This window comes from Chitinophaga sp., from assembly GCF_035761305.1.
Taxonomy (GTDB): Bacteria; Bacteroidota; Bacteroidia; order Chitinophagales; family Chitinophagaceae; genus Chitinophaga.
Map to the genome: position 1 here is coordinate 1 of NZ_DASTRI010000050.1, position 16,931 is coordinate 16,931.

General features: G+C 48.1%; 13 protein-coding genes. 8 read left to right on the forward strand and 5 right to left on the reverse strand.

Features of this window, described 5'->3' with window-relative positions:
* Positions 1-238: 238 nt before the first annotated feature.
* Entirely contained in the window at positions 239-1,063 is an 825-nt protein-coding gene (locus tag VFS25_RS04725; RefSeq protein WP_326460969.1) for a class I SAM-dependent methyltransferase, read from the reverse strand.
* Positions 1,064-1,503: 440 nt separating this feature from the next.
* Here VFS25_RS04725 and VFS25_RS04730 point away from each other — a divergent pair, with 440 nt between their 5' ends.
* From VFS25_RS04730 to VFS25_RS04745, 4 genes are all read left to right on the forward strand, one after another.
* Positions 1,504-3,078 carry a hypothetical protein gene (locus tag VFS25_RS04730; protein WP_326460970.1) on the forward strand — a complete coding sequence of 525 codons (1,575 nt, stop codon included), beginning with the start codon at positions 1,504-1,506 and terminating at the stop codon, positions 3,076-3,078.
* Between the two features lie 569 nt (positions 3,079-3,647).
* On the forward strand, positions 3,648-5,543 hold the full coding sequence (locus VFS25_RS04735; RefSeq protein ID WP_326460971.1) for an ABC-F family ATP-binding cassette domain-containing protein: 1,896 nt from the start codon (positions 3,648-3,650) through the stop codon (positions 5,541-5,543).
* A gap of 266 nt (positions 5,544-5,809) precedes the next feature.
* Positions 5,810-6,976 (forward strand): glycoside hydrolase family 2 TIM barrel-domain containing protein, encoded by a 1,167-nt coding sequence (locus VFS25_RS04740; RefSeq protein WP_326460972.1) that lies wholly within the window; start codon positions 5,810-5,812, stop codon positions 6,974-6,976.
* 17 nt (positions 6,977-6,993) lie between these two features.
* Complete coding sequence (locus tag VFS25_RS04745; RefSeq protein ID WP_326460973.1) at positions 6,994-10,776, forward strand: glycosyltransferase; 3,783 nt, start codon at positions 6,994-6,996, stop codon at positions 10,774-10,776.
* A gap of 65 nt (positions 10,777-10,841) precedes the next feature.
* Here the strand turns inward: VFS25_RS04745 and VFS25_RS04750 are convergent, their stop codons facing one another.
* Positions 10,842-11,165, reverse strand: a complete 324-nt coding sequence (locus VFS25_RS04750; RefSeq protein WP_326460974.1) for a hypothetical protein — start codon at positions 11,163-11,165, stop codon at positions 10,842-10,844.
* 189 nt (positions 11,166-11,354) lie between these two features.
* On the opposite strand from VFS25_RS04750, the gene VFS25_RS04755 reads away from it, so the two are divergent.
* Positions 11,355-12,341 (forward strand): polyprenyl synthetase family protein, encoded by a 987-nt coding sequence (locus VFS25_RS04755; RefSeq protein WP_326460975.1) that lies wholly within the window; start codon positions 11,355-11,357, stop codon positions 12,339-12,341.
* A gap of 22 nt (positions 12,342-12,363) precedes the next feature.
* Here the strand turns inward: VFS25_RS04755 and VFS25_RS04760 are convergent, their stop codons facing one another.
* Both VFS25_RS04760 and VFS25_RS04765 read right to left on the reverse strand, forming a co-directional pair.
* Positions 12,364-12,825, reverse strand: coding sequence for an SRPBCC domain-containing protein (locus tag VFS25_RS04760; protein ID WP_326460976.1), 462 nt, complete (start codon positions 12,823-12,825; stop codon positions 12,364-12,366).
* Between the two features lie 90 nt (positions 12,826-12,915).
* Positions 12,916-13,821, reverse strand: coding sequence for an AraC family transcriptional regulator (locus VFS25_RS04765; protein WP_326460977.1), 906 nt, complete (start codon positions 13,819-13,821; stop codon positions 12,916-12,918).
* A 115-nt stretch (positions 13,822-13,936) separates the two neighbouring features.
* Here VFS25_RS04765 and VFS25_RS04770 point away from each other — a divergent pair, with 115 nt between their 5' ends.
* The 3 genes from VFS25_RS04770 (at position 13,937) to VFS25_RS04780 (ending at position 16,252) form a co-directional block, all read left to right on the forward strand.
* Complete coding sequence (locus VFS25_RS04770; RefSeq protein WP_326460978.1) at positions 13,937-14,731, forward strand: PhzF family phenazine biosynthesis protein; 795 nt, start codon at positions 13,937-13,939, stop codon at positions 14,729-14,731.
* A gap of 4 nt (positions 14,732-14,735) precedes the next feature.
* Entirely contained in the window at positions 14,736-15,524 is a 789-nt protein-coding gene (locus VFS25_RS04775; protein ID WP_326460979.1) for a PhzF family phenazine biosynthesis protein, read from the forward strand.
* Positions 15,525-15,766: 242 nt separating this feature from the next.
* Complete coding sequence (locus tag VFS25_RS04780; protein ID WP_326460980.1) at positions 15,767-16,252, forward strand: hypothetical protein; 486 nt, start codon at positions 15,767-15,769, stop codon at positions 16,250-16,252.
* A gap of 3 nt (positions 16,253-16,255) precedes the next feature.
* On the opposite strand, the gene VFS25_RS04785 is transcribed toward VFS25_RS04780, so the two are convergent.
* The gene (locus VFS25_RS04785) at positions 16,256-16,834 is read right to left on the reverse strand and encodes a TetR/AcrR family transcriptional regulator (protein ID WP_326460981.1); all 579 of its coding nucleotides are present in this window, start codon (positions 16,832-16,834) and stop codon (positions 16,256-16,258) included.
* Positions 16,835-16,931: the final 97 nt, after the last annotated feature.

The following is a 16,931-nucleotide window of genomic DNA, read 5'->3' on the forward strand; positions in this document are numbered from 1 at the left end:
TTATTTTCATTTCAGCAGTAACGCTCGGGAAGTACTAGCCTACACTCAATTCTTAGGACTGCTTTTCCCCTCCTTGGTAGCTGTTGATAACGAACCTGTTCAAATATCTGCAGTAACCTGGCAGGGATCAATTCGAAGAGATAGTGATAAATTTTAACTTCGGAAATATAAATAAGGGGCTGACAGCCCGGTCAGCCCCTTATTTAAGTTAATTTTTTATACTCTGTAGAACCAGAGATTATTGCTTGATAGCTTTTATAACTACCTGCCAGTACATAGGCCTTAAAAAAGGAATATACCACAGTACATTGTCTACAACAGTAAAAGTTTTCATTGCTAATTTGTACAAAAAATTCATTCTTATTAATTTAAAAAAAAGGGAGCCTGCTTTAAGGAATTCAAACTCTCTCTTTTCAATATTCCCAAATATCCTTTTCAATAATCTAATGTCCTTCGGAACTATTGGATGCTCAGTAGGAGTTCTTGAATCTTCATCATTTTTTATAAACCTTCTACCTATCTCAACAAAGGGATTATATTTTTGAGGCTCTACTACTAACAGGAACCCTCCTTTTTTCAGACATCTTTGTGCTTCTTTATAAAATTGTTCCAAATTGGGAAGGTGGTGAATGGTCCTGAAACCAAGAATAATATCGAAGGTATTATCTGCAAATTCCAGTTCACAGGCATTCATTACCCTGAAATCTACATCTAGCTTATTTATCTGAGCCCGGTGTTTACAACCTTCAATCAATTTAGGCGCAATATCAATACTGGTTACAATAGCACCTTTTACTGCGAGGTTAAGGGCCGTATTTCCATGGCCGGAACCTATATCCAGAATCTTCTTTCCTTTGACATCTCCAAGCATCTTTCTGAAATAATCCTCAACAGGCACTCCATACTCATCACGCTCATAGCTAAGTGTTTCGGAAATATTTTCATTCCAGTTAAGCCCTTCAGCGTACCTATCATGAAAATCGCGCTCGATTAATAGAAATTCTTCTTTTGAAAGAGTATTTCTTTTTGCTTCACTATAGGGCTTAATAATTTTTTTATCCATGATTTAATGAAAAATGCTGTAATGAAAAAGAATTCTAAATGTATAACCTGAATTTAGTGGACAAATGTATGAAAAACAGCACTGTTTGGAAAATAAAGTTTAAGGTTAGCTTGGCTAATATTCTCAAAATCTGTTATATTTAATCCCTCATTGGTAAACAAGTTGAGTTAGATCATTTTATAAATGAAAACAGCTTCTGCTAAAATGAGCTTTGAAACTCCCCAATTATATAGCTGCCAGATTACTGTAAACTATCATAAGGCTTATAAAATGTATGTCCGTAATAGCATACTATTCGTCCATCGACTCACGGTGAGTAACACATTTGAAGCAGGGTATTTGTGGACCAGATACCGGTAGTGCCCCTAACCGGTTGGGCCAAAGAATAACCATCCTCCTACTTTTACTATCTTTGCTCCCAATTGTACAATCCTCCAACTATGCTCAAAAAACTCCAGGCATCTGCCCTGCTCCTGCTGGGTGGTCTTACTGCAACACACACCTCAAACGCACAAAGCGCCGGCCGCCAATACTCCATAGGCTTTTACAAACCGGTGGCAGATACCGGCGGTTACAGCTACCACTCCTCCCTGCGGGATTACATGGTACAGCCCACGTTTACCCTGCCGGAAGATACCACCCGTAAAAGAAGCTGGTTCCACCGCAAGCTGTTCCAGGAGCACCTGCTGGAGTATAAAGGGGACGACTATAGCTTTTATGCCAGCTTTTTGCCGGATTTCCAGGTAGGCCATAGTAACTGGAACAGCACTACCTGGCTGAATACACGCGGCGTAATAGCCGGCGGTAAAATAGGCGAGCGGCTTACCTTTTATACGGAGTTTTACGAGAACCAGGGCAAGTTTCCCAAATACATAGATGATTTTGGCCGGGCCAACCAGGTGATACCCGGACAAGGACAATGGAAAAACTTCAGCAACGGCAAAGCCTTCGATTTTGCCTACGCCTCTGCCCTCATTAATTACCACGCCAGCCGGCACTTTGACTTCCAGCTGGGCTACGATAAAAACTTTATCGGCGATGGTTACCGCTCCATGCTCCTGTCGGATGTACCGTTTAACTATCCCTTTTTTAAGATCATTGCCAATGTAGGCCGTATTCAGTATACCACCATGTGGGCCCAGTTCATAGACCTGCAATATCCTAAAGCCTCTTACGATAACGGCTACCGGAAAAAGTGGGGCGTGTTCAATTACCTGGATTGGAACGTCAGCAAAAAAATATCTCTGGGCCTGTTTGGAGCGGTGATCTGGCAGGATTCCGATTCCACCGGCAAGCGCGGGTTTGATGTAAGTTACCTGAATCCTATCATCTTCCTGCGGCCCGTGGAGTTTTCCGTAGGATCGGCAGATAATGCGCTCATGGGGTTGAACGCCAAATACGCCGTAAGCCAAAACAGTACTTTTTACGGGCAGTTCCTGCTGGACGAGTTCAAGCTCAGGGAAATGACAAAAGGCCGTGGGTGGTGGGGCAACAAATTCGGTGGCCAGGTGGGCTTCCGTTCCAATAATATCTTTAATGTAGAAAAGCTGAATGTATTGACTGAAGTGAATGCGGCGCGTCCCTTTACCTATTCGCAGCGAACCACCCTGAATAACTACGGGCATTATAACCAGCCGTTGGCCCACCCCTTTGGCGCTAACTTCGTGGAATGGGTAAGCATAGCGGATTACCAGTACAGGCGCTGGTTTTTCCGGGGAGAGCTGATGCTGGCAAAATATGGACTGGACACCGCCAATACGAATTATGGAAAGAACATATTTAAATCATATGAAACACGTACCCTTGAATACGATAATCATATAGGTCAGGGACTATCTACTCATCTCACCTATCTGCAGGGTACAATTGCCTATCTGCTGAACCCAAAATACAATCTTCGTTTGGAGTTATCCGTAGCCGCCCGCCGGGAAGGAAATGATGTATGGAAGTTTAATGAGTACATTTACCAGGTAGGCCTGCGCAGCACTTTCCGGCAGTTGTATTACGATTTTTAGCAGCGCAATAATCACACGAAATGGTAGGCACAATTTGCCATGAAATAGGTTATCTTAGTAAGGTAGCACATTCAACACGTCAAATTATGCCGATACTCGTCTTACATTGCATCGTAATGGTGGAAATTACCGCGCTGTACATGCTGGTGAACAATGTTATGAAAAAAGCAGGTAAATAAAGTTGTAAACCGATATACACTATTTGCGGCACCTGCTTTTTGAAAGCCACTTAGAAATCTGTTTTCAGCCAGCCAAAAAAAGACAAAAGCGTTTTGGCCCTCCCGTGTGTTTAACGGGAGGGTTTTTTTACGCCCTCAGGGTACATGCTCTAATTGGAAAATAAGAAATGAACCAATGGATAAAGGCCGATCCCGTATAGCCCTGTTAGGATGTAAAACCCCTGACAGCATACACTATACTACAGTCAGAACCTGTGACTTAGCTGGCAAGCTATAGTTCCTAAATCAATATACGGATTTTTTCGGGGATGAAAGCCAATAAAATAGGGCGCTGCAGGCGCCACAGCCCAATTTGCCGCTTATTAGCGGGCCAATTACTATCTTCGCCCCATGCATTACGTAACGGTTGAAGGGATTACAAAATCATACGGCGAAAAACCGCTGTTCAGGAATATTTCTTTTCATATTGAAGAAGGTGATAAAATAGCGTTGGTAGCGCTGAATGGTACCGGCAAATCCACCCTGCTGCGCATACTTTGCGGCAAAGAGTCGGTAGATGAGGGCAAGGTGTGGGTACACAAAGAGGTGACCGTGGTAATGCTGGAACAACAGAATGCCTTTGACCTTAATAAAACCATACTGGCCAATATATTTGCCCAGGACCACCCGGTATTAAACGCCATCCGCGACTACGAGCGGCTAACAGATGAGGACGGTGACCCCGATCCGGCGCTGCTGGCGGCAGCTATTGCTAAAATGGATGAGCTGGGCGCCTGGCATTTCGATGCCAAGGTAAAGCAGATCCTGGGCAAGCTGAATATTCACCGCCTGGATCAGCACATGGGCACCCTCTCCGGCGGACAGCTGAAGCGCGTGGCCCTGGCAAAAGTGCTCATTGATATCGGGTTTGAGCACAAGCATACCCTGCTTATCATGGACGAACCTACCAACCACCTGGACGTTTCCATGATCGAGTGGCTCGAAAGCTTCCTGAACCAGGAAAATGTAACCCTGCTGCTGGTTACCCACGACCGTTACTTCCTCGACAGCGTTTGTAATGAGATCATAGAACTGGATCAGCAGCAGCTGTTCATCTATAAGGGCGATTACGAGAACTACCTGGAAAAAAAGGCTGCCCGGGAAGAAAGTGATAAAGCCAGCGTGGAAAAGGCCCGTAACCAGTACCGTAAAGAGCTGGAATGGATGCGCCGCCAGCCCAAAGCCCGTACCACCAAAGCAAAATCCCGTATAGACGCTTTTTACGATGTAAAGGAAAAAGCCAGTGTACGCATAGAAAAACAACAGCTGGAGCTGAATGTTAAAATGACCCGCCTGGGCGGAAAAATACTGGAGCTCAAAAAAGTGTATAAATCCTTCGGCGACCTTGCCATCCTCAAAGGGTTTGACTATACCTTTAAAAAAGGAGAACGTATAGGCATAGTAGGAAAGAACGGGGTGGGTAAATCTACCTTCCTGAACATGCTGCTGGGCATAGAGCCGCCCGACTCCGGAAAAATTAATGTAGGCGATACCGTAGTATTCGGCAACTACAACCAGCAAGGCCTGGTGCTGAAGGAAGACATGCGCATCATTGAATTTGTGAAAGGCATTGCAGAACATTTTCCCCTGGCCGACGGCACCAAAGTAAGCGCTGCCCAGTTCCTGCAGCTGTTCCTTTTCCCGCCGGAAAAACAATATACCTACGTGTCTAAACTAAGCGGGGGAGAAAAGCGTCGCCTGCACCTGTTAAGTATTTTGTTCCGCAACCCCAACTTCCTGGTGCTGGATGAGCCTACCAACGATCTTGATTTGCCTACCCTGAGCATACTGGAAGATTTTCTGCAGGAATACCAGGGCTGTATTATCATTGTAAGCCACGACCGCTATTTTATGGATAAGCTGGTAGATCACCTGTTTGTATTTGAAGGCGGCGGCGAAGTGCGCGATTTTCCCGGTAACTATACCCAGTACCGGGAATGGGAAAAGGAGGAAAGCCGCAGCCAGAAGCAGGAGGTTGCAGCACCGGCAGCCAATACCAGTAACACTGCAACAGCGCCGGAACCGGCTAAGGCCCGTAAGCTGTCCTATAAAGAAAAGCGGGAGCTGGAGCTGCTGGAAAAAGAGATTGCCCGGCTGGAGGCGGAAAAGAAAGAGATTGATGAAAAATTATCCGGCGGCGCCCTGCCCTACGAGCAGCTGGAACCGCTTACCCGCCGTGTAGGGGAGGTAATGCAGCTGCTGGATGAGAAAGGAATGCGCTGGCTGGAGCTGAGCGAAATGGAATAACAATAAGGGTTGGCCTTAAAAATCCGGATGTTAGCCCCGGGGAACTGTATTTTTTTTCGTAATTTAATACAGGACCACCCTTTATTTTAAAGCACAACGTTATTTAATGAATTAACATGAAAAGCGGGGATGATGTGCGGAGGGCTGCCCGGCTGCCAAAAGCATTAATTAGCTTAATCCTTTTAACTGTTTTTATTCATTGCCGTAATACTACATTCCCTCCTCAGGACCGCAAGGTATTTATTAAAAAAGAAGGCAGGCAGTATGTGCTTTACCGCAATGGGCGGCCTTTTGTAGTAAAGGGCGCATCGGGGTATACACATCTTGAAGTGCTCAGGCAAATGGGAGGTAATACCATACGCACCTGGGACACTTTAAATCTGGCCGCTATACTTAATGAAGCACAGCGCAATAATCTTGCGGTTATTGTGGGTTTGCCCATGCCCGGCAGCAGTTACCTTAGCTACTTTTATAAAGATACGGCTAAGGTAAATGCGCAGTACCGCGCATTACAGCAGGTGGTTGAGCAATATAAACATCATCCCGCGCTGCTGATGTGGTGCCTGGGCAATGAGCTTGAATTCAAGGCCAGCCCTGCCCAGCGGCCCTTTTATAAAGCATTTAATAACCTGCTGGATATGATCCACGCAGCTGACCCTGACCACCCGGTAACCACTACCATGACTAATTTTAGTGTAATACAAGCCATGCTTATGCAATGGCAGCTACACCACCTGGACCTTATTTCCATTAATGCTTTTGGTGAGCTGCAGGTATTGGACAGCAAACTGCAGCACTATGCACGATGGTGGAGCGGACCTTTCCTGGTTACAGAATGGGGAGCCTACGGTCCATGGGAGGTACAGCAAACAGCCTGGGACGCACCCATTGAAAATACAAGCACTAAAAAAGCCGAGCACTACCAGCAGCTATACCGGCAGCTGCCGCTGAAAAATCCCCGGTGCCTGGGCGCATTGGTATTTTACTGGGGGCAAAAGCAGGAAACCACACCTACCTGGTTTAGCCTGTTTGATGAGCAGGGCAGGCGTACCGAAGCGGTAAATGTAATTCAGCAATTGTGGACCGGCCAACCTGCAATGGGCAGCGCACCGGCCGTCCGGTACATGCTGTTGAATAAAAAAGGCGCCGCCGATAATATTATACTAACTCCCCGCAGCCTGCAAACAGCAGAACTGTTGATGGAAAGTCCGCCCCGGGACAGCCTGGTGTTCCAATGGCAGGTGATGCAGGAAGACTGGTTCAGCGAGCTGGGACAAAATCCGCGGCTGCTGCTGGACACTGTTATTACCGGCAATACAGCCTGCTTATTCCGCACACCTGCAAAGGAGGGCCCTTATCGTATATATGTGAAAGTATCAGACGGTCATGGCCAGATTGCAACAGCCAATACACCATTCTATATAGTTAAATAACCTGGGAGAATGTGAATATGCAAATTGCCAAGTATGCACCGGCGCCTACCGGCCTTGAGCTATGGACTTTAAGGGTAATGATATTCATTGGCACTGCGGCAATGGGGTATTTCCTGTATTGCCTGCTGGCCCCCCAGCAGGTGGGGTATGCACCCTTCTACTGGCTGCTGATAGGCGCTACCATTTTTAACTGTTTGCGCGTGCTGCATGAGTGGTACCACTACCTGTTTATAACAGTGCCGCCTACGCCGCCCCTTGAGCGCCATTTTACCGTTGATATACTTACCACCTTTTGCGCGGGTGAACCTTACAGCATGATCATTGAAACGCTGAAAGCCATACAGCGCATACATTACCCGCATACCACGTATTTGTGTGATGAAGAAAATGATCCCTTCCTGAAAAGCGAATGCGAACGGCTGGGAGTACGTCATGTTACGCGCACCAATAAAAAAGATGCAAAGGCAGGTAACATTAATAATGCGCTGCAGCAGGCTACCGGCGAGCTGTGTGTGGTGCTGGACCCCGATCATGTGCCGCTGCCCAACTTCCTGGATCCTGTTATACCGCATTTCAATAACGATAAGGTAGGCTTTGTACAGGTGGTGCAGGCTTATGACAACCTGGGCGAGAGCTTAATTGCCAAGGGCGCCGCACAGCAAACCTTCCAGTTCTATGGTCCTATGATGATGACCATGAACCATTATGGCACTGTGCTGGCCATTGGCGCCAACTGTACCTTCCGGCGGGCAGCCCTGGATTCAATAGGCGGGCATGCAGCCGGCCTTTCGGAAGACATGCATACTGCCATGCAGCTGCATGCCAAAGGCTGGAAGTCGGTATATGTACCGGCAGTGCTCACCTATGGCCTGGCGCCTTCCACCCTGTCGGCCTATTACCGGCAGCAGCTGAAATGGGCCAGGGGCACCTTTGAGCTGCTGGTAACCACCTTCCCGGCGCTGTTTAAAAAATTTACCTGGCGGCAACGGCTGCATTACGGCACCATTCCCTTTCATTACTTTTCCGGTGTTATATTCCTGATCAATTTCCTGGTGCCCATATTGTCGTTAACCCTGGGACTGATTCCCATTCGCATGGACCTGGTTTCCTTTGCGCTGATTGGCATGCCTTTCATCAGCGCTACCCTGGCTATCCGTCATTTTGTGCAGCGCTGGGTAATGGGGGAAGATGAAAGAGGGAACCACGTGGTGGGAGGCCTGTTGCTGATAGGCACCTGGTGGATCTATATATTGGGACTGTTTTATACGATTATCCGTAAAAAGGTGCCTTATATACCTACGCCAAAAGATGATAGCGAACCGGATAACTGGCGGCTTAATATTCCCAATGGCATCATTGCCGTGGCATCTGTGGCTGCTGTTTTTTACGGGCTGCATGTTGACTGGAACCCCTATGCCTGGGTAATGGCGGGCATTGCCGGTATTAACTGCTGCATTATGCTGCTCAACATTGCCATTAGCCGGCAAAAAGACCTGAAGCGCATCAGGGAAAGATTTACACTGATAAAGCGGATGTTCGCCTACTGGCTGGTGTTCAAACAGCAGATGTGGTTTTTCCGGCATGGCCTGTATACCGGTATTCGCCGGTTTGCCTTGCTGCTGATGCTGGGCATATGCTTTACAGTTGTATATCTTTTGGGAGGCGCATCCTGGGGGCCTTTACCGCCTGCAGGCCCCGCCACGGGGCAGCCTGTTTTTTACTCCGGCATATTCAGCCCTGGCACCACTAACGGGCTTACGGAAATGCGGCGGGTGAGCAGTTATCAACAGGCATATCATACGCATTTTGGTATTGTCGCATTGTACATTCCCTGGGGAGATGAAGAGCGTTGTTACCTGCCGCAGGCATTGGTTGACACTATTTACCGGAACGGCTCTTACCCCCTTATTACCTGGGAGCCGTGGACGCATCTTTTCCGCCAGGCGGCAAACAATAAAGCGCTTGGCATGGAAAAGAAGGTGTGCAGCTATATTGTAAAAGGCGCCTTTGATGCTTACCTGGAAAAGTTTGCTGCGCAGCTGCGCGCCCTGCACCGGCCGGTATACCTGCGGTTTGCACACGAGCCGGATAACCCCTTTTACCCCTGGTCGTACAGCGGAGGAAATACCCCGCAGGAATATATAAGCGCCTGGCAATATGTACACGACTTTCTTGCCCGCCGGCATGTACAGCATGTAATATGGGTATGGAACCCCTGGAAGGCGACAGCGGTAAACGACTACTTTCCCGGTACTGCTTATGTTGACTGGCTGGGCGTTACCTGCCTTAATTACGGACCCTATAACAGTAACGGTAAGTGGTATGGGTTTAAGGCATTGTATGCGCCTTTTCATAACCAGCCTGTTTTTCGTGCAGGGCTACCTGTTATGGTGGCAGAAGCAGGCTCCCTGCAAACAGCGGCTAACCAGCAGCAGTGGCTGTCCGGTATGTTTGATGATATTGACAGCTCATTCCGCGAAATAAAGGCTGTTGTGCTGTTTAATTCCGCTGTTGATAAAAATGTGCCTGCCGCCGGGGGCCATGATGTGCTGAACTGGCAGCTGGGTGCTCCGGGCTCCTATTTTACAGCGCTGGCCCGTTATCAGTCTGTAGCCGGCAACAGGGAGGAAAAGCCCGCCGGACCTGTTGCCGCACTGCCGGAAACTGAGAACCTTGCAACCGCAAAACGAAGGCTGGCAGATACGGTAAGAGGCATTAATTACCAGAAGGGACAGGAGTGGTATGGGAACTTTTATGCCCTTACCCGGCGTGAGGTAGCCAGGGATTTCAGCACCATGCGGCAACTGGGCATCAATACTATCAAACGGGCCGGTCCCGGCGTATATGACCGCAACATACTGGCAGTAGCTGAACAGTATAATATGCGTATATACTACAGTTTCTGGATGCCTGCAGTGCATGACATGCTGGATGACCGTCATAAGCTGGATGAGGCGGCGAAAAGGGTACTGGCCACGGTAAAAAAGCTGAAAGATAATAAACGCATTGTGGCCTGGAATTTTAATGATACCCTGTGGCAGGCACTGGGCGAACATTTCTATAAGCCGGCATTGCTGTACCAGCAGCAAGCTTATATTACCTGGCTTAAAAAGCTGGCAGGCCGCATAAGGGCAATTGACCCCGTACGGCCGGTAACAATGGATATAGGAGTAAACGAACGCCTTGCCGTTAATGTGCAGCTATTGCAGCAACAGCTGCCTGAAATAGATGCTTTTGGGCTTATTCTTCACACAGATACTGCCGGTGTATCGCAGATCAGCGGGCTGCGGGCGCCCTGTTTTATAAGCCAGGTGCCGGTAGCGCGCTATGTGCAGCTGACCGGCCTGCACAAAGGCGCCTTTATTACCCGTTGGCAGGATGCCGGGGAGCGTGATTATCTCACCTTTGACGGGCTGCTGGATCATTGGGGCCGTTATAAGCCTTCTTATTACCAGCTGGCGGAAAAATGGAGCCGGTACACCTATGAAAAAACAGTGTTCCCCGAACTGCATATATTACGGCCGGCGAAGCTCACCAAAAAAGATGAACAGCTTACCTACAGGGCCATTGTTAATAATGGTCATGGGTGGACGCTGCAGGTGCAGCCGTCGTTGCATTATGAATGGCACCTGGTAAAAACAGATGCCTGGGGTAATGCGGTGTATATGAAAAAACTTGGCCAGGGGCCGGAGGTAACAGTGCGTATACCGGAAGAAGCTGCCAGGTACAGTTTGTACCTTACTGCCAGTAATGGGAAAGATGTTATCGACGCACGGTCGCCGTTAAATATTCCGCTTTAATTGTAAAGGTTGTTAAAATTATAAAGGCGCCGTTAAGCGCCTTTATAAAACATCATGCGGAACAATTACTCTTCCGGCTTATCCCTTATTTCGGACCGTTTCAGGTAAACTTTTTTACCCTTGTCGTTCACAATGTATTTATGGTCTTGTTTGTCAATATAAACGGTTTCCCCGTTAGGTCCCTGTTTGCCTTTATACACTTTGTCTTTAACTGCCGATGCGCCTTTTACCGCTACAGAAGCGGTTTTTTGTCCTACTTTTTTGCCGGTATGCCCTACTTTTTTAATAACAGTGTCCACCTGCGCGTAGCTGGTGGTAGTGATCAGGGTGCCTGCAATGCCAATGGCAGCTGCAAACAAAAAAGTTCGGATATTTTTTATCGTGCTCATAATTGTGAAGGTTTTACATAGGAGTTCCAAGAATAATGCCAGCACATTCCTTCCAGTTATTGCCTGTAACGGCAGGCATGCGGCTAAGCGGCCGCTGCCGCTGAAGCGTCCATCTTTCACATGCATCCAAACTTCTTACTGCTATGGTATTTCAGGACAGATGGGGTACATTGGTAAAAATCCGAAGCTATGGAACCCCTTCTCCCTGCTGAAAATACAGCTGCGGCTGCTCACTCTTTTGATGTGCTGCAGGCTGCCTTTGAAAACCAGTTCAATGACCACCTTTTTCCTCCAACACCCGCCAACCTGTATAATGCTATTGACTACCAGTTAAAAAGCGGCGGCAAACGCCTGCGTCCGGTATTATGCCTGATGGGCAATTTGCTTACGGAGCCGCTGCACCTGGATGCTTTCCTGGCAGCCAATGCCCTGGAGCTGTTTCATAATTTTACCCTGGCGCATAGTGATATAATGGCCGCCGCTCCGCTCCACCGCCGCAGGCCAGCCCTGCACGTAAAATATAATGTGCCCACCGCCATTCTCACCGGCGATACCTTGCTGCTGTATGCCTATGACTACCTGAACCGCATTCAGGGCCGCTATAAGCCAAAGATCATACAGCTGTTTAATGATGCGGCACATGCTGTTTGTGAAGGTCAGCAAATGAGCTTTGACCAGGAAAACAGGACCTTGAATTCCCTTTCGTATACAGATTACCTGCATAAGGTAATCCTGGAAAATGCCGTTCTGCTCGCCGTTAGCCTGCAAATGGGCGCTATCATCGGCGGTGCAGGTATTGCGGACCAGGAGCATATTTACAGCTTTGGTAAAAATACGGGCGTAGCCTTGCAACTGCAGGAAGATTACCGGCAGGCCTTTGGGGCAACGGAACAGGAGGCGCCTCTTCAATACCCAAAGAACAGCCTCCTGGTAAAAACCTACGAGTGGAGCAACCCGGAGCAACGCAGCCGGCTGCAGGCGCTGCTAACCTTACCGGCAGCAGAAGCAGCAAACGGCCTGGCGCAATTATACAAAGCCTGTAAGGCTGATGCATGGGTATTGAAAGAAATAGCACGGTTACAGCAAATGGCGCGGCAGCACCTGGGCCAGATTTCGGTGCCTGCCGTTAATAAACAGCCTTTGCTTAAGCTTACAGATCTGTTGTTTGATAAATAGGGATGTGCGTACCGCCCGGTTTTCAGCTTACATGCCCTTTCTCCACCAGCTTTTTAATCTCTTCCAATATTGACTGCCAGCCGCCGCCGGCCATGGCCTCCTCATATCTTTTCTGTCCTTCTTTTACTTTGGAATAATCTCCCTGGGTAACGGTAAAGGTGGTAACGCCGTTATTTTCACTCAGTGTATACGTAACCGTTAAATAGTTTTCCGGTACGTCGGCATAGCTGCCGTTAGGATCAATGGTGGTGTACACCAGGCGTTTTTCAGGCTGCAGCTCCAGGATAGCGCCTTTTACGGCCACTATTTCAACACCGTTAAAAACGCCCTTCCACAGCAGCTCGCTGCCCGGTTTCCAGTCAGATACGGTTTCGCAGCCGAACATGTACTTTTTTGTTTGCGCAGGGTTCACCAGCGCGTCCCATACTTTTGCAGCAGGTGCGTGAATGTTGATGGTATTTTTTATGATTAATGGCGTGTTCATAATGTTAAGGTTTAAAATAATAATTGTACGGGTGTCCGGCGCCGTTAACGCTACAATATTAGCAAGATAATACTGCCAGGTAATTGCGTTTTACGGATTATTTCTAACGGAAAAAGGAGTGATGCCGAATTTTTTCTTGAAGGCATTGTTGAAGTGCTGTGGGGTGGCATATCCCAGCTCAAAGGATATTTCGGCGGCAGTCTTTTGTGTGTCGCGCAGGTACTGGTGCGCCAGGTGCAGGCGCTGTTCGGTAAGGTAGCCGAATATGGTGGTATTGAACGTTTCCTTGAAGCCGCGTTTCAGCTTGTATTCATTCATGCCTACGGTTTTGGCAATTTCCGACAGGTTGGGAGGGCAGTGCACGCGCTCATTGATAAGGTCGCGCACGGCAATTATTTTTTCCTGGTCGGTTTTATTCTTCAGGAAAACATTTTTCGGCTTATTGGCGTATATGTAAGACTCTGCGCATAGCACCAGCAGCTCTATGCTTTTAGAAAGCAGGAACAGTTTTTTAAGATCGCCGCGGTATTTACAATGGATAATTTGCTGCAGCACCTGCTGTATGGGCGCATCAATGCTGCCCCAGTTATCGGACAGCATTACATTTTTGTCTTGCATAATACTGGTTGCAAAGCGCTGCAAATGCTCATTGGCATTTTGCGTAAACTGTACAAACAGGGCTTTGGGGAACTGTATGCCAAAGGTTTCCAGCTCCAGGCTTTTATTATGCACTTCAATGTCAAACCCCTTTGAGTACATAATGTTATGATGCCCGCCAATGAGGTCGTAGGTCTGGTTCAGCTGTTTATAGGTAAAGCGGTAATCGCCCTTTATGCCAAAGTGAAAGCGCACTACATCTTCCTGGCTGCTGCCCGGGAAGCTGGTAAGGGCGTTGAACCTGGACACGGCATGTCCCATACGTATGCCGTCAAACGTCCAGATGATACTATCCCTGGTACCATGCTCCGATGTATGTTGCTGTTTTTCCTCCTGCATAAGCCCTGCAATTTACAAAATGTTCCTGCGTCATCTGATCTGGTCAAAATTTACAAAACTGAATCTGTTATGGCATGCTGATTTTACCGAATATTGTGCTTTCAAATCGAACTGCATGAATATTCCGTTTTACCAGGTAGATGCTTTTACCGATAAGCCATTTAAGGGCAACCCGGCTGCCGTGTGCATTGTAGATGATACGGCTACCACAGCGTTAATGCAGCAGGTAGCCGCAGAGAACAACCTGTCTGAAACTGCTTTCGTATACCGGCAGGGGGCGCAGTTTAACCTGCGCTGGTTTACCCCAACGGTAGAAGTGCCTTTATGCGGGCATGCTACGCTGGCCACTGCTCATACCCTTTGGGAGCAAGGGCTGGTGCCGGCTGCAGATACCATTACTTTTAGCACACAAAGCGGGCTGCTTACCGCACAGCAGCAGGATGGCTGGATAGCCCTGAACTTTCCTGCCCTTACCGGCCAGCCGGTGCAACTGCCGCAGGAGCTGCAGGATATTTTACAGGTAAAGCCGGTAAATACCGTGGAGGTTTTTAACCGCTATCTGGTAGAAGTAGCCACTGCAGCGGAAGTGCATGCCGTGGCGCCGGATTTTTCGCGGCTGGCCAAATATCCGAAAGTGATTGTTACCGCCCGGGCAGATGCAGGTAGTGAATATGATTTTATATCCCGTTTTTTTGCCCCGTGCATAGGCATTAATGAAGATCCTGTAACCGGCGCTGCCCATTGCTGCCTTACGCCTTACTGGGCGGCCAGGCTGGGTAAAACAGCCATGCTGGCCTACCAGGCATCTGCCAGAGGCGGCGTATTGAAAGTAAGACTCGAGGGCGACCGTACGGTGCTGGGCGGCCAGGCAGTAACGGTTATTAGCGGTACTTATTTTATAAATCAATGATCGTATGCAGTTACCTGTTTACCAGATAGATGCTTTTACAGACCGGTTGTTTGGCGGTAACCCGGCTTGTGTAGTGCCTTTAACAGCCTGGCCAGGGGATGCGCTGCTGCTGAAAATAGCCCGGGAAAATGCAGTGCCCGAAACCGCCTATTTTGTGCCGGATGGCCGGCAGTTTGAGCTGCGCTGGTTTACTCCTGAAATAGAAATGGACCTTTGCGGGCATGCCACACTGGCTACTGCGCATGTACTTAAAACCATTTTACATTATACAGCAGATACTATTGTATTCAGTTCCAAAAGCGGGCAGCTGCAGGTGCGGGTAAATAAAGACCTGTATACGCTGGACTTTCCCTCCCGCAATCCTGTACAGGCGCCGCTGCCTGAAGTAATTGCCGCGTCGTTAAGCAAGCAGCCACGCGCAGTGCTCAAAGCCAGGGATTATGTGCTCGTGTACGACGATGAGCAGGATGTAAGGAACATCCGCATTAACCGGCAGCTGATAGACCAGGTTAACCTGGACCCAGGCGGTATAATTATTACCGCCAAAGGAAGGGAGTGCGATTTTGTGTCGCGCTTTTTTACCACGCAGGCGGCTATTTTTGAAGACCCGGTTACCGGCTCGGCGCATTGCTCGCTGATCCCCTACTGGAGCGCGCAGCTTAACAAAAAGGAAATGACAGCCATGCAGCTGTCTGAAAGACAGGGCCGGCTGTTTTGTGCCGATGCCGGCGACCGCGTATTTATTTCAGGGCATGCACGCACTTATTCTTCCGGCACTTTATATACTGAATAAAATACCGCCACTTTTTCAGCCGCCATTTTGATCTATATATTGTAAAAGCTCCGCTGTGATAGCGGGGCTTTTGCTTTGTTAATTGCGGCGCTTACTGAACTATTCCGGCTGTTTGTTCAGTAACAAACACCTGCTTTTTTTTTGTTTCTTGGACCTGCCCCCCTTGTACGTTTAGATTTGCAACTGTACAAATGTCCGTAACCGGACTTTGTTTATCCCAGTAAATTTTAAACACAGTGAGTATGTCAACACTTTCAATTCCGGCGCACGGGAAAAGACCTTTAAAAAGATCATTGCTTTGGACTGTTCTTGTTTTTTTGCTTACCGGCTTCCACCATTATTATGGAGGCATAGTGTACCATACGCCGTGGCGGCAGCATGTAGTGCTGGGTGGCGGTATGGCGCTTCTTATTTCCGTGGCGCTGTTTTACCTGTACAGGTACCGGCAGCAGAAAATATTTCTTACACTTTACCTGTTGCTGGTGTTTATAATGTTTGGGTTAGGTATAGCCGTGTTTGAAGGCGGGTATAATCATCTGGTCAAAATCATTTTATATTTCGGGGGGCTGCACCTGCATACCTGGCGAATGTTGTTTCCTGCGCCTGCTTATGAGGTGCCCGGTAATTTTATATTTGAGCTTACCGGTGTGCTGCAGTTTTTTGCAGGGGCAATGCTCTTTTACTTTTTGAAGCAGGTATATAATCTTTACTTTAAAGGGAAAGTGTAGCGCTTATTTTTTAAGCTCCGCCATCATACAGGCGTGCAATATTTCCTTGGCATACCGGATCATGTGTTCTTCCGGCAACGTGGCGCCGTCTGCCAGCCACTTAAAAAGCATACTTACAATACCGCGGGCCGCTGCTTCGGCCTTATATCGCACCGGCTGCAGGTTGGCCTTGCTAACAGCATACCTGGTTTTGTAAGATTTTACAATTTTGGCTGCACATAGTTCGGCAAAGTAATTACTGAGTATGTCAATGCTCCTGGTACCGGCCATGGCTTTTACCAGGTGCATATGTTCCCGGGTGTGATGAAACAGGTAATGCAGGTTAACCCCCATGGGATAATTTTCAGGATCGTTTGGCGTATTTACCAGTGCCTCCTGGAAATTAATGTTGCCGATCAGCAGCTCCTCTTTGCTTTCATAATGGCTGTAAAAGGTGCTGCGGCCTACATTGGCCCGGTCAATAATATCCTGTATGGTAATGGCATCATAGCCTTTTTCAACTATTAGTTCCTTCAGGGCACCGGCAAGGTATTGCCTGGTTTTTTGCGTGCGGCGGTCGTTTTGCAAGGGTTGTTTGGGCATTTTGCGAGTACTTTAAAGCAGTGATCTGTGAACCAGCCCTGGTGCTTAAGCTTCTTTTTTATAAATGTAAACAAATGTTCAGTTTATTACTGTGGTG